Source organism: Pseudomonas sp. MF6767, from assembly GCF_016405475.1.
Classification (GTDB): Bacteria; Pseudomonadota; Gammaproteobacteria; order Pseudomonadales; family Pseudomonadaceae; genus Aquipseudomonas; species Aquipseudomonas paracarnis.
Genome location: NZ_JAEKCY010000001.1, coordinates 17,450 through 38,661 on the forward strand (window position 1 = coordinate 17,450; position 21,212 = coordinate 38,661).

General features: G+C 59.8%; 18 protein-coding genes. 11 read left to right on the forward strand and 7 right to left on the reverse strand.

Annotated features, from left to right (window positions below; genetic code table 11):
* Positions 1–28 precede the first annotated feature (28 nt).
* From trpE to JFT58_RS00110, 4 genes are all read right to left on the reverse strand, one after another.
* Positions 29–1,510 carry an anthranilate synthase component I gene (trpE, locus tag JFT58_RS00095; protein ID WP_054896803.1) on the reverse strand — a complete coding sequence of 494 codons (1,482 nt, stop codon included), beginning with the start codon at positions 1,508–1,510 and terminating at the stop codon, positions 29–31.
* A 69-nt stretch (positions 1,511–1,579) separates the two neighbouring features.
* A complete protein-coding gene (locus tag JFT58_RS00100) occupies positions 1,580–2,398 on the reverse strand; it encodes a phosphoglycolate phosphatase (RefSeq protein WP_034128815.1) in 819 nt (272 codons plus the stop codon).
* Positions 2,395–3,069, reverse strand: a complete 675-nt coding sequence (gene rpe / locus JFT58_RS00105; protein ID WP_003194703.1) for a ribulose-phosphate 3-epimerase — start codon at positions 3,067–3,069, stop codon at positions 2,395–2,397. Before rpe ends, JFT58_RS00100 begins: the two co-directional genes overlap by 4 nt.
* A gap of 84 nt (positions 3,070–3,153) precedes the next feature.
* Positions 3,154–4,302 (reverse strand): iron-containing alcohol dehydrogenase, encoded by a 1,149-nt coding sequence (locus JFT58_RS00110; RefSeq protein WP_003194705.1) that lies wholly within the window; start codon positions 4,300–4,302, stop codon positions 3,154–3,156.
* Between the two features lie 213 nt (positions 4,303–4,515).
* Between JFT58_RS00110 and JFT58_RS00115 the strand changes: the two genes are divergently transcribed.
* Positions 4,516–5,490: an alpha/beta hydrolase family protein gene (locus JFT58_RS00115; RefSeq protein ID WP_054896802.1), complete on the forward strand. Its 975-nt coding sequence runs from the start codon at positions 4,516–4,518 to the stop codon at positions 5,488–5,490.
* A gap of 168 nt (positions 5,491–5,658) precedes the next feature.
* Here the strand turns inward: JFT58_RS00115 and JFT58_RS00120 are convergent, their stop codons facing one another.
* From JFT58_RS00120 to JFT58_RS00130, 3 genes are read right to left on the reverse strand one after another with little or no spacing between them, the layout of a single operon-like run.
* Complete coding sequence (locus tag JFT58_RS00120) at positions 5,659–6,426, reverse strand: TerB family tellurite resistance protein (RefSeq protein ID WP_054896801.1); 768 nt, start codon at positions 6,424–6,426, stop codon at positions 5,659–5,661.
* 1 nt (position 6,427) lies between these two features.
* Positions 6,428–7,102 (reverse strand): N-acetylmuramate alpha-1-phosphate uridylyltransferase MurU, encoded by a 675-nt coding sequence (murU, locus tag JFT58_RS00125; protein WP_054896800.1) that lies wholly within the window; start codon positions 7,100–7,102, stop codon positions 6,428–6,430.
* Positions 7,099–8,124: an aminoglycoside phosphotransferase family protein gene (locus JFT58_RS00130; protein WP_019817796.1), complete on the reverse strand. Its 1,026-nt coding sequence runs from the start codon at positions 8,122–8,124 to the stop codon at positions 7,099–7,101. The genes murU and JFT58_RS00130 overlap by 4 nt, the downstream gene beginning before the upstream one ends.
* Positions 8,125–8,254: 130 nt before the next feature.
* On the opposite strand from JFT58_RS00130, the gene JFT58_RS00135 reads away from it, so the two are divergent.
* From JFT58_RS00135 to JFT58_RS00180, 10 genes are all read left to right on the forward strand, one after another.
* A complete protein-coding gene (locus JFT58_RS00135; protein ID WP_054896799.1) occupies positions 8,255–11,095 on the forward strand; it encodes an LPS-assembly protein LptD in 2,841 nt (946 codons plus the stop codon).
* Positions 11,076–12,410 carry a peptidylprolyl isomerase gene (locus JFT58_RS00140; protein WP_140915329.1) on the forward strand — a complete coding sequence of 445 codons (1,335 nt, stop codon included), beginning with the start codon at positions 11,076–11,078 and terminating at the stop codon, positions 12,408–12,410. Before JFT58_RS00135 ends, JFT58_RS00140 begins: the two co-directional genes overlap by 20 nt.
* Positions 12,407–13,396: a 4-hydroxythreonine-4-phosphate dehydrogenase PdxA gene (pdxA, locus tag JFT58_RS00145; protein WP_054896797.1), complete on the forward strand. Its 990-nt coding sequence runs from the start codon at positions 12,407–12,409 to the stop codon at positions 13,394–13,396. Before JFT58_RS00140 ends, pdxA begins: the two co-directional genes overlap by 4 nt.
* Positions 13,393–14,205, forward strand: coding sequence for a 16S rRNA (adenine(1518)-N(6)/adenine(1519)-N(6))-dimethyltransferase RsmA (gene rsmA, locus JFT58_RS00150; RefSeq protein WP_034128823.1), 813 nt, complete (start codon positions 13,393–13,395; stop codon positions 14,203–14,205). Before pdxA ends, rsmA begins: the two co-directional genes overlap by 4 nt.
* 232 nt (positions 14,206–14,437) lie before the next feature.
* Complete coding sequence (gene apaG / locus JFT58_RS00155) at positions 14,438–14,818, forward strand: Co2+/Mg2+ efflux protein ApaG (RefSeq protein WP_003194726.1); 381 nt, start codon at positions 14,438–14,440, stop codon at positions 14,816–14,818.
* Complete coding sequence (locus JFT58_RS00160) at positions 14,818–15,669, forward strand: symmetrical bis(5'-nucleosyl)-tetraphosphatase (RefSeq protein ID WP_054896796.1); 852 nt, start codon at positions 14,818–14,820, stop codon at positions 15,667–15,669. The genes apaG and JFT58_RS00160 overlap by 1 nt, the downstream gene beginning before the upstream one ends.
* Positions 15,670–15,678: 9 nt before the next feature.
* Complete coding sequence (gene glpE / locus JFT58_RS00165) at positions 15,679–16,008, forward strand: thiosulfate sulfurtransferase GlpE (protein WP_034128825.1); 330 nt, start codon at positions 15,679–15,681, stop codon at positions 16,006–16,008.
* A gap of 285 nt (positions 16,009–16,293) precedes the next feature.
* Positions 16,294–18,216, forward strand: coding sequence for a PrkA family serine protein kinase (locus JFT58_RS00170; protein WP_003194732.1), 1,923 nt, complete (start codon positions 16,294–16,296; stop codon positions 18,214–18,216).
* A 113-nt stretch (positions 18,217–18,329) separates the two neighbouring features.
* Positions 18,330–19,601: a YeaH/YhbH family protein gene (locus JFT58_RS00175; protein ID WP_054896795.1), complete on the forward strand. Its 1,272-nt coding sequence runs from the start codon at positions 18,330–18,332 to the stop codon at positions 19,599–19,601.
* On the forward strand, positions 19,598–21,163 hold the full coding sequence (locus tag JFT58_RS00180) for a SpoVR family protein (protein ID WP_003194736.1): 1,566 nt from the start codon (positions 19,598–19,600) through the stop codon (positions 21,161–21,163). Before JFT58_RS00175 ends, JFT58_RS00180 begins: the two co-directional genes overlap by 4 nt.
* The last annotated feature ends 49 nt before the right edge of the window (positions 21,164–21,212 follow it).

The window sequence follows — 21,212 nt, forward strand, 5'->3', positions numbered from 1 at the left end:
GCCCGCTCCCACATTTTTTATTCCAGCTTCAGTCTTGTGGCGTTTGCTCTGCCAATGCCACGGCACGGAACATCGCACGACGCTTGTTCAGGGTTTCTTCCCATTCAAGGGCCGGCACCGAGTCCGCCACAATCCCGCCGCCAGCCTGCACATGCAGTTCGCCATCCTTGATCACGGCAGTGCGGATCGCAATGGCGGTGTCCATATTGCCGTTCCAGGCAAAATACCCGACGGCGCCGCCGTAGACACCACGCTTGACCGGCTCCAGTTCGTCGATGATTTCCATCGCACGGATCTTCGGCGCCCCCGACAATGTGCCCGCCGGCAAAATCGCCCGCAGTGCGTCCATCGCCGTCAGCCCGGCCTTCAGCTCGCCGGTGACGTTGGACACGATATGCATCACATTGGAATACCGCTCGATGACCATCTTCTCGGTCAGTTTCACCGAGCCGATTTCCGAGACACGCCCGGTGTCGTTGCGCCCCAGATCGATCAGCATCAGGTGTTCGGCGATTTCCTTGTCGTCGCTGAGCAGGTCTTCTTCCAGCGCCACGTCGGCTTCTTCGGTCGCGCCACGGGGGCGCGTGCCGGCAATCGGGCGCACGGTGATCAGGTTGTCTTCAACCCGCACCAGCACTTCCGGCGAACTGCCGACGACGTGGAAGTCGCCAAAATTGAAGAAGTACATATATGGCGTCGGGTTGAAGCAACGCAGTGCGCGGTACAGATCAATCGGCGCCGCCTTGAAGTCGATGGACATGCGTTGCGACGGCACTACTTGCATGCAGTCACCGGCGAGGATGTATTCCTTGATGGTATCGACGGCGCGCTCGTAGTCATCCTGGGTAAAGCTTGAGCGGAACACCGGGTCGGCCGCAGGTGGGCGGCTGAGGTCCAGGCCGCGACGCGGGGTGATCGGCTGGCGGAGTTTCTCAAGCAGCGCTTCCAGGTTGGCCTGGCCTTGCTCGAAGGCATCAGCCTGGGCAGGGTCGGCAAGGACAATCGCATGCATCTTGCCGGCGAGGTTGTCGAACACCACCACCGCGTCGGACACCATCAGCAAAATATCCGGCACGCCCAGCGGGTCCGGGTTCGGGCATTTGCCCAAGCGCTTCTCCACATAGCGCACGCAGTCATAGCCGAAGTACCCCACCAGGCCGCCATTGAAGCGCGGCAGGCCAGCGATGGTCGGCACGTTGTAGCGCGCCTTGAAGGTTTCGACAAAAGCCAGCGGATCTTCTACGTCATGGGTTTCGATCTCCACGCCATCATGGGTGATGCTCACATGATGGTCGTGTACCCGCAGCACCGTGCGGCATGGCAGGCCAATGATCGAGTAACGACCCCACTTCTCACCGCCCTGTACCGACTCGAGCAGGTAGGAGTTGGGCTCGTCGGCCAGCTTCAAGTAGATCGACAGTGGCGTATCGAAGTCGGCCAGGGTTTCGCAAGCCATGGGGATACGGTTATAGCCGGCAGCGGCCAAACGCAGGAATTCTTCGCGGGTCATGAGGTGCCTCGTGGTGTGAGGGTCAAACAGTCAGGTAGGCAAACGTGCCGCAAACGCGGCAAGGATCAGTCAGGCGCGCCAACGCCAGCGGGCCAGGGCCTTGATGACTTTCATCCAGAGTTTGCGAGTGACCACCACGATGGAATTTCCAGAAGGGGACGAATCAATGTCGGGCAACGTTATCTCAGCGCCAGCGCCCAAGCAACCGGGGATTAGCAGTCGCAGGTCATCAATGACCAACGCTGGAGACTCCTCCGCAATCGGCCGGCCATGGTTGTAACCATAACTCAAGGCCACACACTGCACGCCCGCCGCCTTGGCCGCCAGCACATCACTGCGTGAATCGCCGACAAACAGCGACTGAGATGCCGGAATATTGGCCATTTTCATTACGAAAAACAGCGCCGCAGGGTCGGGTTTTTTCTGCGGCAAGGTATCGCCGCCGATGATCCAGCGGAAGTAGCGACCGATTTTCATCTGGTCCAACAACGGCGCAACGAAGCGCTCCGGCTTGTTGGTGATCAGGGCCATTTCCACGCCCTGCTTGCTCAACCACTTGAGGGTGTCGCGCACACCGGGGTAAACCACGGTCAGTTCGTGGCTGCTTTCATAAGCGGCATTGAACAGTTCCAAGGCATGCTCTGCCTCTACCTCATCCACACCCGTGGCATCGATGTCGTTGGCCAGGGCCCGGCGCACCAACATCGGTGCGCCATTGCCGACCCATTCGCGCACCGACTCGACCCCTGCCGGCTTGCGCCCCAGCTTGAGCAGCATCTGGTCCACCGCGGCCGCCAGGTCAGGCACCGAGTCGATCAAGGTACCGTCCAGATCGAACATCACCAGCCGTGGCAATTTGCCGGGGAACAACTGCTCAAAACCGCTCATGGACGCGCCAGCGCCAGTTCGGCACGCATCTTGTCGATGACAGCCTGGTAGTCCGGGGCGTTGAAGATCGCCGAGCCAGCCACGAAGGTATCGGCACCCGCTGCGGCGATCTCACGAATATTGTTGACGTTGACCCCGCCGTCGATCTCCAGGCGAATGTCACGCCCCGACGCATCGATCAGCGCACGGGCCTCACGCAGCTTGTTCAAAGTACCAGGGATGAACTTCTGCCCGCCGAAGCCTGGGTTGACGCTCATCAGCAAGACCATGTCGACCTTGTCCATCACGTACTCAAGCACGCTCAACGGAGTAGCCGGGTTGAATACCAAACCCGCCTTGCAGCCGCCTTCGCGGATCAGTTGCAAAGTGCGGTCAACGTGCAACGTAGCTTCTGGGTGGAAGGTGATGTAAGTCGCACCCGCCTCGATGAAGTCACCGACGATACGGTCCACCGGGCTGACCATCAGGTGCGCATCAATCGGCGCAGTGATGCCGTACTTGCGCAACGCGGCGCACACCATCGGGCCGATGGTCAGGTTGGGTACGTAGTGGTTGTCCATGACATCGAAGTGCACGAAGTCGGCACCGGCGGCCAACACCTTGTCCACTTCCTCACCCAGGCGGGCGAAGTCGGCAGAGAGAATCGATGGAGCAATGACGAAGGGCTGCATGACGCACCTTTTTTGAGCTAAATCACGATGGCGCGCATTGTATACCTCATGCTTTGCTGCGCGCACCGTGACCTATCTCAACGGTTAGTAAGCTGCGCGGTAGATTTTTTCGATATCGGCGGCGCTGAGCTTGCGCGGGTTGTTGCGCATCAAGCGCTCAATGCCTGCGGCTTCACTGGCCATGGCCGGGATGGCGTCCTCGGGCACGCCGAAACTGCGCAGGCCGGACGGGATCTCCACCGCCGCACACAGCCGCGTCATCGCCGCTACAGCCTGGTCAGCAGCGTCATTCACACTCAGCCCGGCGATATTGACGCCCATGGCCTGGGCGATGTCCTGCATGCGCTCGACGCAGGCCAATTTGTTCCAGTGCATCACATACGGCAACAACAGCGCATTGCTTACGCCATGGGCAATGTTGAAGCGCCCACCCAACGGGTACGCCAGCGCATGCACGGCACCGACGCCAGCGTTGCCAAAGGCCATGCCGGCCATCAGGCTGGCGGTGGCCATGTCGTCACGGGCCTGCAGGTTGGCCGGGTTGGCGTAAGCCTTGGGCAACGCGCTGGCAATCAGCTTGATCGCACCGATGGCCAGGGCGTCGGTAATCGGCGAGGCATTCAGCGACAGGTAGGACTCGATGGCGTGCACCAAGGCGTCCACGCCACTGGCGGCCGTGACACCGCGTGGGCAGGTCAAGGTCATTTGCGGGCTGATCAGCGCAACGTCCGGCAGCAAGTAATCGCTGACGATGCCTTTTTTCAGCTGTGCCGCCTTGTCGGACAGTATCGCCACATTGGTCACCTCCGAGCCGGTACCGGCCGTGGTGGGGATGGCGATCAACGGCGGGCCTTTGCGCGGCACCTGATCGACGCCAAACAAGTCCGCCAGCGCGCCGTGATAACCGGCATAGGCCGCCACGCTCTTGGCGATGTCGATGGCACTGCCGCCGCCCACACCGATCAGGCCGTCATGCCCCCCTTCGCGGTACGCACGCATGCAGTCTTCGACGATGGCAATTTCCGGATCGGGCAGCACGCGGTCGAAGATTTCGTAGGCTCGGTCACCCAGATGCTCCAAGGCCAGCGCCACGGTACCGGACTGGACCAGCGCGGCGTCGGTGACGATCAACGGATTATCCACATCCAGGCGCGTGAGTTCGGCAGCCAGTTGTTCGATGGCACCTGCACCGGTCAGCAGTTTGTGGGCGATCTTGAATGAGGAAGTACTCATGTGCGCGGCCTCTTATGAATGATGGGCTGGCACAAGAATAGCCGCACCTGGCGTGTTGTCTGCCATTCACTGGTTGAATGGTCGCGCCGCGCCCATCAAGGCAGCCAACAAACCGCCGATAGCTTGTTGGTAACGAGAACCACGCCTCATACCCCTGACAAATACCGACCAACCCATTAGGCTGCTGGAATCACTTCTGGCCGGGAATCAACGATGCTTTTTCTTCACCGTTCGGCACTGCCAGCACTGTGCCTGTCACTCCTGTTTACCAGTGTCTTGCCTGTTCAGGCCGAGGATGCGCCCTCGCCTGCCGTCGAAAAACCGGCTGAACGCCAGGCCTTGCCCGAGCGTAGCCAGCAAGAAGCCAGTGCGCTCGAACGGCAGGTGCCGCTGCAAGAGCAACAGCAATTGCAGGCGGGTAGCGAGTCGTTCCTGGCGCTGTGGAAACCCGCCAACAGCGCCGAAGCCGAGGGTGTGGTGATCCTCATACCAGGTGCAGGGGAGAACGCGGACTGGCCGCAAGCAATCGCGCCTCTGCGGCGTAAGTTGCCGGACGCCGCCTGGGGCACCCTCAGCCTGTCATTGCCTGACGTCAGTGTGGACACCCTGCCGCCACGGCTCATCGAACCGCCGAAAGCGGCGGTCGATACCAGCAGCAAGGAAGGCAGCACCGCTGCCAAGCCGGTCGAACAGGCCGCCAGTGCCGAGGCCGAAGGCACTGACCCGGCGGTGGTGCCGGGGGCGGATGAGCAGGACAAGACCGACGCCAAGCGCATCTTCGACCGTATCGACGCCGCCGTCGCCTTCGCCCAGACCCAAAGCGCCCGCAGTGTGGTGTTGCTCGGCCATGGAACCGGGGCCTGGTGGGCGGCACGCTACCTGAGCGAGAAACAACCCTCCCAGGTGCAGAGGTTGGTGATGGTGGCCGGCAAGACGCCTGCGGCTCGCCAACCAGACCTGCAACAACTGGCGCCGGTCTTGAAGGTGCCCACGGCGGATGTGTTCTATCAAGAAGACGCCCAGGACCGCAAAAACGCTCAGGAGCGACGCCAGGCGGCCAAGCGCTCGAAGAATGACAGCTATAAACAGGTGTCGCTCACGGTGTTGCCCGGTAATAGCGCGGCAGAGCAAGAGCAGTTATACCGCAGGGTTCGCGGCTGGTTGAGCCCACAGGGCGGCGCAGACTGACACTCCGCTATCGGGGGCAACATCGCTTTCTGTAGGAGCGAACTTGCGAAAACGTCAACGATAATGCGTGCTTCCTGAATAAACGCGGCGCCTGGGAGTTTTTCGCGAGCAAGCTCGCTCCTACAATTAGGGCTTGCCCCTCCCAGATGGAGTTGAGTGGCGATAGTCTCAACGAAAATCGCGCCGCTCGCGAATCAGCGCATAGGCGTTATGCAACTCACGGGTTCGTTCAGTCGCTTCCCGCACTTGCGCGGGGCTGGCTCCCGTGCCGGCGATCTTGTCCGGATGGTGACGGCTGAGCAGGCGGCGGTAGGCGTGCTTGATCACCGAAGGCTCAGTGGTTGCCGTCACCCCCAGGATACGCAACGCCTCCTGATAGGCCCCCCCACGATTGGCCACTGGCTTGCGCTCCGGCGCGTAATCGGTCGCCAATGCCTGCAGCTGTTGCGGCGTCCAGCCCAGCCACTTGCCCCACTGGTCGATCAGGTCGCGCTCGGCAGCATCCGCCCGACCGTCCGCCCACGCCATGCGCCAACAGGCGCGCAGCACGCCTTCCGCCGCATGGGGCTGCGTCTTGAGCACCCGCAGGTAACTGCGTACACGGTCACTGCCGGACTTGCCACGGTTGAAGGCGCTGATCGCGCGGCGCTGGGCCGGCTCACTCATATCCAGTGCGCGCATTTCCTGGCGCGCTTGCTGGATATGCCCATCGACAACCCGGCCATTACTCTTGGCCAGGCGTCCCAGCAGCACGAACAACAGTTCGTCGTTGCGCAAGGCCGGACGCCCACCCAGGCGTTCACGTAACTGCGCCCAACTGTGCAATTGCAAGCGACGATCCAAGGCCTGCCCCAGCAATGCCCCCAACAATGCCCCCGGAATACTGGCAATGGCAAAGCCAGCTCCGGCGCCGATCAGCGTCCCTGGCCACAACATCCTACTGCCCCGCTGTCAGCAAGGTTTCGACCTGCGCCAGTCGCTCCAGCGTCCCCACATCCACCCAGCGTCCCGCCATGTGCTCCCCCGTTACCAGACCTTTGGCCATCGCCTCGCGCAACAGCGGGGCCAGCTTGAAGGCACCGGCGCTGCAACCCGCGAACAACTTGGGGTCGAGCACTGAAATGCCACTGAAGGTCAGGTTATCGGCACCGGGCGCGGCATCATGAAGCACACCGTGATCCAGGTAGAAATCCCCGCCCGACGGGTGGTGCGCAGGGTTGTCGACCATCACCAAGTGCGCCAGGCCCCGGATCGGCTGCTTGACCTGAGTGAAATCGTAGTCCGTCCAGATATCGCCATTGATCACCAGAAACGGTTCGTCGCCCAACAGCGGCAATGCCTGGAATATGCCGCCCCCCGTTTCCAGCGGTTCACCCTCCGGGGAGTAGCGGATGCGCAGACCGAACTGTGCACCGTCGCCCAAGTAGCTTTCGATCTGCTCGCCGAGCCAGGCGTGGTTGATCACGATCTCGGTAAAACCGGCCTTCGCCAAGGCTTCAAGGTGATACTCGATCAGCCGCTTGCCGCCGGCTTGCACGAGCGGCTTGGGCGTATGCAGGGTGAGCGGGCGCATGCGCTCGCCCTTGCCCGCCGCCAGGATCATCGCCTTCATACGCTGGCCTCAGCAGGTTCGCGCAGGCTGGCGAGCAATTCGCCCAGGTCACTCAACTCAGGTCGGTCGGCCAGCACCGCTTCTATATAAGCAAAGAAACGCGGTACGTCGGCCAGGTAGCGTGGCTTGCCGTCGCGGTGGCAGATACGCGAAAAAATGCCGATAACCTTGAGGTGACGCTGCACGCCCATCAGGTCGCTGGCACGCAGGAACTCTTCAAAGTCGTCCTGTACGGGAATCCCCAACTGCCCGGCGCGCTGCCAATAGCCGCGCTGCCATTCACGCACGCGGGCCTGGGGCCAACTGAGGAAGGCGTCCTTGAACAGGCAGGTGATGTCGTAGGTCACTGGGCCGTAGACCGCGTCCTGAAAGTCCAGCACGCCGGGGCTCGGCTCACTGATCATCAGGTTGCGCGGCATGTAGTCGCGGTGTACCAGCACCTTGGGCTGGGCCAGGGCGCTGTCGATCAACTGCTGGCTGGCACGTTGCCAGAGGGCTTGTTGCTCAGGGTCGAGGTCGATGCCCAGGTGACGACGCACGTACCATTCCGGGAACAGTTCCAGCTCGCGACGCAATAAGGCCACGTCATAGCTGGGCAACGGCGCATCCATCGGCAATTGCTGGAAAGCCAGCAGCGCTTCGATGGCATCGGCAAATAATTGATCAGCATTTTCACCGTCAATCACGTCCAGATAGGTTTTTCTGCCCAGGTCATTGAGCAAAAGAAAGCCACGGGGCAAATCTTCTGCATAAATTTTTGGCACATTTATTCCCGATTTCGCGAGCAAATGCGCAATATCGACGAAAGGTTTGCAGTTTTCCTGGGGGGGTGGCGCGTCCATGACGACGAACGTATGGGCACCGCCCTCCCATCGAAAATAACGCCTGAAACTCGCGTCGCTGCTGGCCGCGGTCAATGTGGCCGGGGGCACGGGGCCCCAGTCCTGAGCGTTGAAGAGGATCGGCAACTGCTCATCCAGCCAGACTTCCAGCTGTTGTAAACGTAGATCTTGCTCGGGCATTACAAGGGTCTCCGACGGCGCTAGCCGTCAAGCGGGGCATGCTTTATTATCACGCATCTTTTTCAGACCATCGAGAGGCGTGCGGCCCAAACCGCGGGCAGATGGCACGCAGGAAGCCCGGACTAATAAGATGGCATTGAAATCCCCCGCGTTTCGTAGAAAATTTCCGTTGCTGGTAACCGGCAGTCTGCTGGCCTTGCAACCTTTCGCCACCTCATTCGTGGTCGCCGCGGAACAGTATGACTGCTCAGTCTCTGCTTCGGGTGCCTGGGATTGCGCGCCGAAGACCGCCGCCGCCCCATTGCCACCGCGCCCGGTGCATGACGGTGCTGCCGTCAGCTCGGCCAACAGCACGCCGCAAGGCAAAGCTGGCGGCAGCGTCGACGCCGAACCCAAGACCATGCTGGTCACCGAAGCCAAGGGCCGTGGCCTGCGTTCGCGCAGTGCCGACTACAGCCACCTTGACTGGGTACCTCGCGACAAGCTGACCGCAGCACAGCTGGCCGAAACCGGCCCTTACTGCGGCGGCGCCTACATCGAGCCGACTCGTCCTGGCATGAACGACAAGACGAACAAGAGCGATGCGCCGACCTTCATCGGCGCCAAGGCTTCTCGTTACGAGCAGGAGCAGCAGGTCGCTACCCTGGCCGGTGACGTGGTCATGCGCCAGGGCAGCATGCAGCTGGAATCGGACGAAGCCAGCCTGTACCAGGCGGAGAACCGTGGCGAACTGAATGGCAAGGTGCGCCTGCGCGATAACGGCGCCCTGATCGTGGGTGACCATGCCCAGGTCCAGCTCGACACCGGTGCCGCCCAGATCGACAACGCCGAATACGTGATGCACAAGTCACGCATCCGCGGTAACGCCCTGTACGCCAAGCGTGCAGAAAACGCGATCATCCGTCTCAAGGACGGTACGTACACCACCTGCGAGCCGGACAGCAACGCCTGGCAGCTCAAGGGCAACAACATTACGTTGAACCCGGCCACCGGTTTCGGTACGGCGACCAACGCGACGTTGCGGGTCAAGAACATCCCGATCCTGTACACCCCGTACATCTACTTCCCGATCGATGACCGTCGTCAATCCGGCTTCCTGCCGCCGAGCTTCAGCACCGGCAGTGAGACTGGCTTTACATTGGTAACGCCGTACTACTTCAACCTGGCACCGAACTACGATGCCACGTTGTACCCGCAGTACATGACCAAGCGCGGCTTGTTGATGGAGGGCGAATTCCGCTATCTGACCAAGTCGAGTGAAGGGCAGTTTGGTGGGGCGTATCTCAATGATGATAGCGACGAGCGGAAGAAGCAGACTGATTACGAAAAGACCCGATATATGCTCAATTGGCAGCATAAAGGTGGGCTGGATTCGCGTCTGACGACCCAGGTCGATTACACCAAGATCAGTGATCCGTTCTACTTCCAGGATTTGAAGTCGTACCAGGAAGGCGTAGAGAGCCAGGACTTCCTGAACCAGCAAGGCTCGGTTACCTACCGCGGTGATAGCTATCAAGCTCGGGTGAACCTGCAGTCCTATCAACTGGCAACGATTTCCCAGATTACTCCGTATGACCGCTTGCCGCAGATCACCTTTAATGGTCAGCTGCCGTATCATCCGGGGGGGCTCAACTTCTCCTACGAGACAGAAGCCGTAAGATTCGATCGGGACCTCAGAAACGGAAATGTGGTCAATGAAGACGGCGGGCCGTTCAACTCCGATGGCACTATCGGTGAACGGCGCCTGGATAACTACGTAAGCGGCCTGACCCGTGCGAACGGTACACGCCTAAACGTAGCACCCGCTGTAGAGTACCCAATGAACTGGAGCTATGGCTTTATTACGCCGAAGCTCAAATACGTCTACACCAAATATGACCTTGACCTGGATAGCAAAGGCAAGAATGACATTATCGCCGCGCAACTGGCCGCAGCTCAGCCTGGGGCCGCTCCTTACGCCGGCGGCGTATTCAAAAGCTCACAAGACCGTGCAGTCCCGATTGCCAGCATCGACAGCGGCCTCTACTTTGACCGCACGACCAATTGGTTCGGCAAGGATTACAACCAGACGCTTGAGCCTCGCGCCTACTATCTTTATGTTCCGAATAAAGATCAAAGCGATATTCCGGTCTTCGACACGGGTGAGTACTCGTTCAGCTACTCCTCCCTGTTCCGCGATAATCGTTTCAGCGGTTCGGATAGAATCGGTGATGAGAACAAGCTATCCCTTGGCGTAACCAGCCGTTGGATCGAAGAGAACGGCTTTGAACGCCAGCGAGTTTCCGTCGGTCAGGCGCTGTATTTCAAGGATCGCGAAGTTCAACTGCCGGGTGTATTGGCTGCTGACCGCGACGATGCACGCTCCGACGTTTCGCCTATCGCTTTGGAATACGCTTTCCGCTTCAACCGCGATTGGCGCGCCACGGCCGACTACAACTGGGACACCGAAAGCCATGCCCCACGCTCCGGTAGTGCGATGTTCCACTATCAGCCAGAAGACAACCCGAACAAGGTCGTCAACCTCGGCTATCGCTACCGCAATGACCAAGTGGTCTACAACCAACTGACCGGCAAATGGCAGTTCGGTGGGGACTACGGCACGCCAGGTCAAGAGAACTACGTGAAGGATTACTACAAAATCCAGCAACACGACTTCTCGATGATGTGGCCGATCATTCCGCAGTGGAATTTGATCACTCGCTGGCAGTATGACTATGCACGCAACCGCACCCTGGAAGCCTTCGGTGGTTTCGAGTACGACAACTGCTGCTGGAAACTGCGCGTCATCAACCGCTACTGGGTTTCCAACGACGAGTACAGCCAGATCGCCCCGCTCAACGAAAAGGGTGACCACGGGCTCTTCTTCCAGATCGTCCTCAAAGGACTCGGCGGCCTGACCGGCGCCAAGGTAGAGAGCTTCCTCGACAAAGGCATTGAAGGTTATCGTGAACGTGAAGACAAAGCTTTCTGAGTGTTTGCGCCCGCTAGTGCTGGGCGCGCTGTTCCTGGGTACTGTTTCGGCACACGCCGCAGTTCAACAGCTGGATAAAGTAGCGGCCATCGTCGACAACGACGTGATCATGCAGAGCCAGCTGGACCAGCGGGTCAAGGAAGTTCAGCAGACCATCGCCAAACGTGGCGGTGGGGTGCCACCGACCAGCGTCCTGGAATCTCAGGTACTGGAACGCCTGATCGTCGAAAACCTGCAACTGCAGATTGGCGAACGTTCCGGCATCCGTATTTCGGACGAGGAACTGAACCAGGCTGTTGGCACCATTGCTCAACGCAACAACATGAGCATTGATCAGTTCCGCGCAGCCCTGGCCCACGATGGCCTGTCCTATGAGGACGCCCGTGACCAGATCAAGCGCGAAATGATCATCAGCCGTGTGCGCCAGCGCCGTGTGGCCGAACGGGTTCAGGTGTCCGAGCAGGAAGTGAAGAACTTCCTGGCTTCGGACCTGGGCAAGATGCAGCTCTCCGAAGAGTTGCACTTGGCCAATATCCTGATTCCAACCCCGGACGGGGCCAACTCTGAGCAGCTCAATGCCGCCGCCGCTAAAACCCAGGCGATCTACGAGCGCCTGAAAGCGGGTGCAGATTTTGCCCAGATGGCCATTGCTCAGTCCGGCAGCGATAACGCCCTCGAAGGCGGTGACATGGGCTGGCGTAAAGCGGCTCAATTGCCACCTCCGTTTGATCGCGAATTGAGCGCCATGGAAGTCGGCGGCATTACCCAGCCAGCCCGAACCCCGGGTGGTTTCATCATCCTCAAGCTACTGGAACGTCGCGGCGGCGAAACCTCGTTGAAAGACGAAGTTCATGTTCGTCACATCCTGGTCAAACCGAGCGAAATCCGCACCGAAACACAAACCAAGGAACTGGCCCAGAAGATCTATGACCGCATTGAAAGCGGTGAAGACTTCGCCACCCTGGCTAAAAGCTTCTCGGAAGACCCAGGCTCTGCCCTTAACGGCGGCGACCTGAACTGGATCGACCCGAGGGCACTGGTGCCCGAATTCCAGCAGGTCATGGCCGACACGCCACAAGGCGTATTGTCCAAGCCGTTCAAGACCCAATACGGTTGGCATGTCTTGGAAGTCCTTGGCCGTCGCGCCACGGATAACACCACCCAGGCCCGCGAGCAGCAAGCCCTGACCGTACTGCGTAACCGCAAATACGACGAAGAGCTGCAAACCTGGCTGCGTCAGATCCGTGACGAAGCGTATGTAGAGAACAAGCTGCCAGGCGCCGAGCAAACAGGCACCGACCAGGCAACCCAGTGAAACCCCAGCGTTTCGCAGTGACACCCGGCGAGCCGGCCGGCATTGGTCCAGACCTGTGCCTGCTGCTCGCCTCGCAACCCCAGCCACACCCCCTGATTGCCATTACCAGCCGCGACCTGCTCCTTGAGCGGGCCGCGCAGCTGGGTGTGGCCGTCAACCTGCTGGAGGTGGCGCCGGGCAACTGGCCCGACCTGGCGGCCCCCGCTGGCAGCCTGTATGTGTGGGACACCCCGCTGCAGGCCAAGGTGGTGGCCGGGCAGTTGAACACGGCCAACGCGGCATTCGTGCTGCAGACGTTGACCCGTGCGGGCCAAGGCTGCATCGACGGCGACTTTGCCGGCATGATCACCGCACCGGTGCACAAAGGCGTGATCAACGAATCCGGCATCGCCTTTTCCGGCCATACCGAATTCCTCGCGGAACTGACCCATACCGCTCAAGTGGTGATGATGCTCGCCACCCGTGGCCTGCGTGTGGCGCTGGTGACCACCCACTTGCCGCTGCGTGAAATCGCCGATGCCATCACTGCCGAGCGTGTGGAGCGTGTCACGCGCATCCTGCACAGCGACCTGCAACACAAATTCGGCATTGCCCAACCGCGCATCCTGGTCTGCGGGCTCAACCCCCACGCCGGTGAAGGCGGCCACTTGGGCCATGAAGAAATCGACATCATTGAACCAACACTAGAGCGCCTGCGCCAAGAAGGCATGGACCTACGCGGCCCATTGCCTGCAGACACTCTGTTCACCCCCAAATATCTGGAGCACTGCGATGCAGTGCTGGCGATGTACCACGACCAGGGGCTGCCCGTGCTGAAATACAAAGGCTTCGGCGCCGCAGTCAACGTGACACTGGGCCTGCCGATCATCCGCACCTCCGTCGACCATGGCACCGCCCTGGACCTCGCAGGCAGCGGCAAGATCGATACCGGCAGCCTGCACGTGGCCCTGGAAACCGCCTATCAGATGGCCGAGACCCGTATATGACTGAGCATTACCAACACCGGGCGCGCAAGCGTTTCGGGCAGAACTTCCTGCACGACGCTGGCGTGATCGATCGCATCCTGCGCTCAATCCACGCCAAGCCAGAAGACCGCCTGCTGGAAATCGGCCCAGGCCAGGGCGCGCTGACCCAGGGCCTGCTGGCCAGCGGCGGGCAACTGGACGTCGTGGAACTGGACAAGGACCTGATCCCGATCCTCAACCAGCAGTTCGCCGGCAAAGCCAACTTCAACCTGCACCAGGGCGACGCGCTGAAGTTCGACTTCAACAGCCTTGGCGCTGCGCCCAACAGCCTGCGGGTGGTGGGTAACCTGCCGTACAACATTTCCACGCCGCTGATTTTCCACCTGCTGAACAACGCCGGAATCATCCGCGACATGCACTTCATGCTGCAAAAGGAAGTGGTGGAGCGCCTGGCCGCAGGCCCTGGCGGTGGTGATTGGGGTCGTTTGTCGATCATGGTCCAGTATCACTGCCGCGTGGAGCACCTGTTCAACGTCGGTCCGGGCGCGTTCAACCCGCCGCCGAAGGTCGATTCGGCCATCGTGCGCCTGGTGCCGCATGCCGTGCTGCCGCACCCGGCCAAGGACCACAAACTGCTGGAACGAGTGGTGCGGGAAGCGTTCAACCAGCGCCGCAAGACCTTGCGTAACACCCTCAAGGCCCTGCTGAGCAATGCCGAGATCGAAGCTGCCGGCGTTGATGGAAGCCTGCGCCCCGAGCAACTGGACCTGGCCGCGTTCGTACGCCTGGCCGACCAACTTGCCATCCAGCCTGCATCCGTAGTGGAATAGGCCGTAAGAACTCGATGCAATCCAATGTGGGAGCGGGCTTGCTCGCGAATGCGCAGTATCAGTCACCAAATGTGTAACTGATGCACCGCCTTCGCGAGCAAGCCCGCTCTCACATTTGCTCCGCGTTATACCGATAACGCTTGCCGGCTGCCCGACACATGTCTGGCCTAGCGCCCTCCTCTTGGCCTAGACTGATCCGCATCTGCTGTCCTTCGCTTTTAAGGCCTCTTGCATGTCCGACCCTCGCTATCAGATAGACGTCAGCGTCGTCACCCGCTTCCTGGCGGACCAGTCGCAACCCGAACATAACCGCTTTGCCTTTGCCTACACCATTACAGTGAAGAACAACGGGCTGGTGCCGGCCAAGCTGCTGTCGCGCCACTGGGTCATCACCGATGGCGACGGCCAGGTCGAGGAAGTGCGCGGGGCAGGCGTTGTCGGCCAGCAACCGTTGATCGACAGCGGCGCCAGCCACACTTATAGCAGCGGCACGGTGATGACCTCCAAGGTCGGCACCATGCAAGGCTCGTATCAAATGAAGGCCACTGACGGCCAACTGTTCGATGCAATCATCAAGCCCTTCCGCCTGGCCGTGCCAGGAGCCCTGCACTGATGGCGACGTATGCTGTCGGCGACCTGCAAGGCTGCCTGGCCCCTCTCAAGCGCCTGCTGGATCGCGTAGCCTTCGACCCCGCAAATGATCGCTTGTGGTTGGTGGGCGACCTGGTCAACCGCGGCCCCCAGTCCCTGGAAACCCTGCGCTACCTCTATAGCCTGCGTGATTCTTTGGTATGCGTGCTGGGCAACCATGACCTGCACTTGCTTGCCGCCGGCAACAACATCGAGCGCCTCAAAAAAGGTGACACCCTGCGGGAAATCCTCGAAGCCCCGGACCGCGCTCAACTGCTCGACTGGCTGCGCCGGCAAAAACTCATGCACTACGACGAGGACCGCAACATGGCCTTGGTGCATGCCGGTATCCCGCCGCAGTGGACGCTGAAAAAAGCCCTCAAGTGCGCCGCCGAAGTTGAAAGTGCATTGGCCGATGACAACCTGTACACCGCTTACCTCGACGGCATGTATGGCAACGACCCGGTGAAGTGGGACAACGAGCTCACCGGCGTCGCCCGCCTGCGAGTGATCACCAACTATTTCACACGCATGCGCTTCTGCACGGCCGAAGGCAAACTGGACCTCAAGAGCAAGGAAGGTGCCGACAGCGCCCTCCCCGGCTATAAGCCCTGGTTCGCCTACAAGGAACGCAAGACCCGTGACACGAAGATCATCTTTGGTCATTGGGCCGCGCTGGAAGGCAAGTGCGATGAGCCCGGCGTGTTCGCCCTCGACACCGGTTGCGTGTGGGGCGGCGCCATGACCCTGATGAACATCGACACGGGCGAGCGCCACGACTGCCAGTGCGAATCCCCCCTTTCCATTACCCAGCCGGCCGCCACCAAGCCATAGGAGCCCGCCATGACCGAATTCAAACGTATCCCCCCCGAACAAGCCCAGGCCCTGCGCGAGCAAGGTGCTGTAGTCGTCGACATCCGCGACCAGCCTACTTACGCCGCCGCCCACATCAGCGGCGCGCAGCATCTGGACAACGTCAACATCGCCGACTTCATACGCGCCGCCGACCTCGATGCGCCGTTGATCGTCGCCTGCTACCACGGCAATTCCAGCCAGAGCGCAGCCGCGTACTTGATCAGCCAGGGTTTCTCTGACGTCTATAGCCTGGACGGCGGGTTTGAGCTGTGGCGTACGACCTATCCTGCGGAAATTTCTTCAGGCGATTCGCAATAATTTTTTTCACACCCCGCTACCCCGCGTGACGCTTGGGCTTGCGCCGTTTCTGACGAACGGCGCAGCCAAACTAATTGCGCATCGCGCCTTGACCTCCCGGATTCCGAACTATCCTTAAGCGCAGGCCATCCGAATCAGGGGAGAGCCGGTACACCGGCGTACGGGTCATCGGTAACGTTTCAGGGTGTTCTGGGGGGAAAACAGCCATTGGCGTGCGCCAATGACTGCCAGCATCGACTGATTGATCCGGCGTCGGCTCCACGTATCGAGCGAGGTGACGACGTCATGAGTATCTTTAGCCACTTCCAACAACGCTTCGCGTCCACACAGCAGGAAGAACTCACGCTTCAGGAGTATCTCGAGCTGTGCAAGCAGGACCGCAGCACCTACGCCTCTGCCGCCGAACGCCTGCTACTGGCGATTGGCGAGCCAGAACTGGTGGAAACCGCCAATAATTCGCGCCTGTCGCGGATATTTTCCAACAAGGTGATCCGCCGCTATCCGGCCTTTGAAGACTTCCATGGGATGGAAGAATGCATCGACCAGATCGTTTCCTACTTCCGCCATGCCGCCCAAGGCCTGGAAGAGAAGAAGCAGATCCTCTATCTGCTGGGCCCGGTCGGCGGCGGCAAGTCGTCCCTGGCGGAAAAACTCAAGCAATTGATCGAAAAGGTGCCCTTCTATGCGATCAAGGGCTCGCCCGTCTTCGAGTCCCCCTTGGGCCTGTTCAACGCCACGGAAGATGGCGCGATCCTCGAGGAAGACTTCGGTATCCCGCGGCGCTACCTCAACACCATCATGTCGCCCTGGGCCACCAAGCGCCTGGCCGAGTTCGGCGGTGATATCAGCCAGTTCCGCGTGGTGAAACTCTACCCGTCGATCCTCAACCAGATCGGCGTGGCCAAGACCGAACCGGGCGATGAAAACAACCAGGACATTTCTGCGCTGGTGGGCAAAGTCGATATCCGCAAGCTGGAAGAATTCCCGCAGAACGACGCCGATGCCTACAGCTATTCGGGCGCACTGTGCCGGGCCAACCAGGGCCTGATGGAATTCGTGGAGATGTTCAAGGCCCCGATCAAGGTGCTGCACCCACTGCTCACCGCTACCCAGGAAGGTAACTACAACAGTACCGAAGGCCTTGGGGCGATTCCGTTTACCGGGATCCTGCTGGCTCACTCCAACGAATCGGAATGGCATACCTTCCGCAACAACAAGAACAACGAAGCCTTCATCGACCGGATCTATATCGTCAAGGTGCCGTACTGCCTGCGGGTCAGCGACGAAATCAAGATCTACGACAAACTGCTGTTCAACAGCTCCCTGGCCAAGGCCCATTGCGCGCCGGACACTCTGAAGATGCTTGCCCAGTTTACCGTGCTGTCGCGCCTCAAGGAGCCGGAGAACTCGAACATCTACTCAAAAATGCGGGTGTATGACGGCGAGAACCTCAAGGACACCGATCCCAAGGCCAAGTCGATCCAGGAATACCGTGACACGGCGGGTGTAGACGAAGGCATGAACGGTCTGTCGACGCGCTTTGCGTTCAAGATCCTGTCCAAGGTTTTCAACTTCGACCCCCACGAGATTGCCGCCAACCCGGTGCACTTGCTCTACGTGCTGGAACAGCAGATTGAACAAGAGCAGTTCCAGGCCGAAACCCGTGAGCGCTACCTGCGCTTCCTCAAGGAATACCTGGCGCCGCGCTACATCGAGTTCATCGGCAAGGAAATCCAGACCGCCTATCTGGAGTCCTACAGCGAATACGGCCAGAACATCTTCGACCGCTATGTCCTGTACGCCGATTTCTGGATCCAGGATCAGGAATACCGCGACCCGGAAACCGGCGAAATCCTCAATCGCGTGGCCCTCAACGAAGAGCTGGAAAAAATCGAGAAACCCGCCGGCATCAGCAATCCGAAGGATTTCCGCAACGAAATCGTCAACTTCGTACTGCGCGCCCGTGCCAACAACAACGGCAAGAACCCCACTTGGCTCAGCTACGAGAAGCTGCGGGTGGTCATTGAGAAGAAAATGTTTTCCAACACCGAGGACCTGCTGCCCGTCATCAGCTTCAACGCCAAGGCCAGCAAGGAGGATCAGCAAAAACACAACGACTTCGTCACACGCATGGTCGAGCGAGGCTACACCGACAAACAGGTACGACTGCTCTCCGAGTGGTACCTGCGGGTTCGCAAATCGCAGTAAGGCAGCGGCAAGCGCGCACTGCCAGGTATCCGGCCTGGCAGTTGACCGCTTGTCTCTAAGCTTCCAGCCCGCGGCTTGAAGCTTGTAACGTGAAGCTGCCCGGAGGGCTCCCCATGAGCTATGTGATCGACCGACGCCTCAATGGCAAGAACAAGAGCACGGTAAACCGTCAGCGTTTCCTGCGGCGTTACCGTGACCACATCAAAAAGGCGGTAGAAGAGGCCGTCAGCCGCCGCTCCATCACCGATATGGAGCATGGCGAACAAATCAGCATTCCCGGACGGGACATCGACGAACCGGTGCTTCACCATGGCCGCGGCGGCAAACAGACCGTGGTGCATCCCGGCAACAAGGAATTCACCACCGGCGAACATATCCAGCGCCCACAAGGCGGTGGCGGCGGCAAAGGTCCGGGCAAAGCCGGCAACTCTGGCGAAGGCATGGATGAATTCGTATTCCAGATCACTCAGGAAGAATTCCTCGAATTCATGTTCGAAGACCTCGAACTGCCCAACCTGGTCAAACGCAACCTGACCGGCACCGATACCTTCAAGACCGTACGCGCAGGGATCAGCAACGAGGGCAACCCGTCGCGCATCAACATCATCCGCACCCTGCGCTCAGCCCATGCACGGCGTATCGCCCTGTCCGGCAGCAGCCGCGCCAAACTCAAGCAGGCCAAGGAAGAGTTGGCACGCTTGAAGCGCGAAGAACCGGACAACTTCGGCGATATCCAGGAAATAGAGGCGGAAATCGAAAAACTCAGCGCGCGCATCCACCGCGTGCCGTTCCTCGATACCTTTGACTTGAAATACAACCTGCTGGTCAAGCAACCCAACCCCAGCTCCAAGGCTGTGATGTTCTGCCTGATGGACGTTTCCGGCTCCATGACCCAGGCCACCAAGGACATCGCCAAGCGCTTCTTTATCCTGCTGTACCTGTTCCTGAAACGGAACTACGACAAGATTGACGTAGTGTTCATCCGCCATCACACCAGCGCGCGAGAGGTGGACGAAGAGGAGTTTTTCTACTCGCGGGAAACTGGCGGCACCATTGTTTCCAGCGCACTGAAGCTGATGCAGGAGATCATGGCCGAGCGCTACCCCGCCAGCGAGTGGAACATCTATGCCGCACAGGCTTCCGACGGCGATAACTGGAACGACGACTCGCCGATCTGCCGGGACATTTTGATCAACCAGATCATGCCGTTCGTGCAGTACTACACTTACGTCGAAATCACCCCCCGTGAGCACCAGGCCCTGTGGTTCGAATACGAGCGCATCGGCGAAGCCTTTGCCGACACGTTCGCTCAGCAGCAACTGGTCTCGGCCGGCGATATCTACCCGGTCTTCCGTGAACTCTTCCAGCGCAGGTTAGTGACATGACCGCCAAAAAAGAGAACAAGCGCCAACCCATTTCCACTGGCTCCGAGTGGACCTTCGAACTGATCCAGGCCTATGACCGGGAAATCAGCCGTATCGCGGCGGGTTATGCCCTGGACACTTATCCCAACCAGATAGAAGTCATCACCGCTGAACAGATGATGGATGCCTATGCCTCGGTGGGCATGCCCTTGGGCTATCACCATTGGTCCTACGGGAAACACTTCCTCAGTACCGAGAAGTCCTACACACGCGGCCAGATGGGCCTGGCCTACGAGATCGTGATCAACTCCGACCCGTGCATCGCGTACCTGATGGAAGAAAACACCATCTGCATGCAGGCGCTGGTAGTAGCCCATGCCTGCTATGGGCATAACAGTTTCTTCAAGGGCAACTACCTGTTTCGAACCTGGACCGATGCCAGTTCGATCATTGATTACCTGGTGTTCGCCAAGCAATACATCATGCAGTGCGAGGAGCGCCACGGTATCGATGCGGTAGAAGACCTGTTGGACTCCTGCCATGCGCTGATGAATTACGGCGTTGACCGCTATAAACGCCCCTATCCGATTTCCGCCGAAGAGGAGCGCCTGCGCCAGAAGGAACGCGAGGAGCACCTGCAGAAACAGATCAACGACCTGTGGCGCACCATCCCCAAGCGCGCCGACAAGAACAGCGACAAAGACAATGCACGCTTCCCCGCCGAACCTCAGGAAAACATCCTGTATTTCCTGGAAAAACACGCACCGCTGCTGGAGCCCTGGCAGCGTGAAATCGTGCGGATCGTACGCAAGATCGCGCAATATTTTTATCCACAGCGCCAAACCCAGGTGATGAACGAGGGCTGGGCAACCTTCTGGCATTACACCCTGATGAACGACCTGTACGACGAGGGCCTGGTCACTGACGGCTTTATGATGGAGTTCCTCACGTCCCATACCAGCGTGGTCTTCCAGCCAGGCTTCGACAGCCCGTATTACAACGGCATCAACCCCTATGCACTGGGTTTTGCCATGTACCGCGATATCCGCCGCATGTGCGAGCACCCCACCGAGGAAGATCGCCGCTGGTTCCCGGAAATCGCCGGCAGCGACTGGCTCTCGACCATCAAGTTCGCCATGAGCAGCTTCAAGGATGAGAGTTTCATCCTGCAGTACCTGTCGCCCCAGGTGATCCGCGACCTCAAGCTGTTCAGTATCCTGGACGACGACCTCAAGGACGATCTGGTCGTACCCGCCATCCACGACGAACCCGGCTACCGCATCATTCGCGAAACCCTGGCCGCGCAATACAACCTCGGTAACCGCGAACCTAACGTGCAGATCTACAGCATCGATGTGCGTGGCGACCGTTCGCTGACCTTGCGTCACCAGCAGCACGACCGCAAACCCTTGGGCGAATCCACTGAGGAAGTGCTCAAGCATCTGCATCGGCTCTGGGGCTTTGATATTCATCTGGAAACCCTTCAGGGCGACCAAGTGATGAAAACCCATCATGTGCCACCGCGCAGCGATCATAACGACAACGACTACGGCCGCCTCGACATGGCCGTCGTTCATCTCTGAAACAGCAAAGCCTCCATTGGCCAAGCTCAGGCGTTATCCTGTGCCGCTA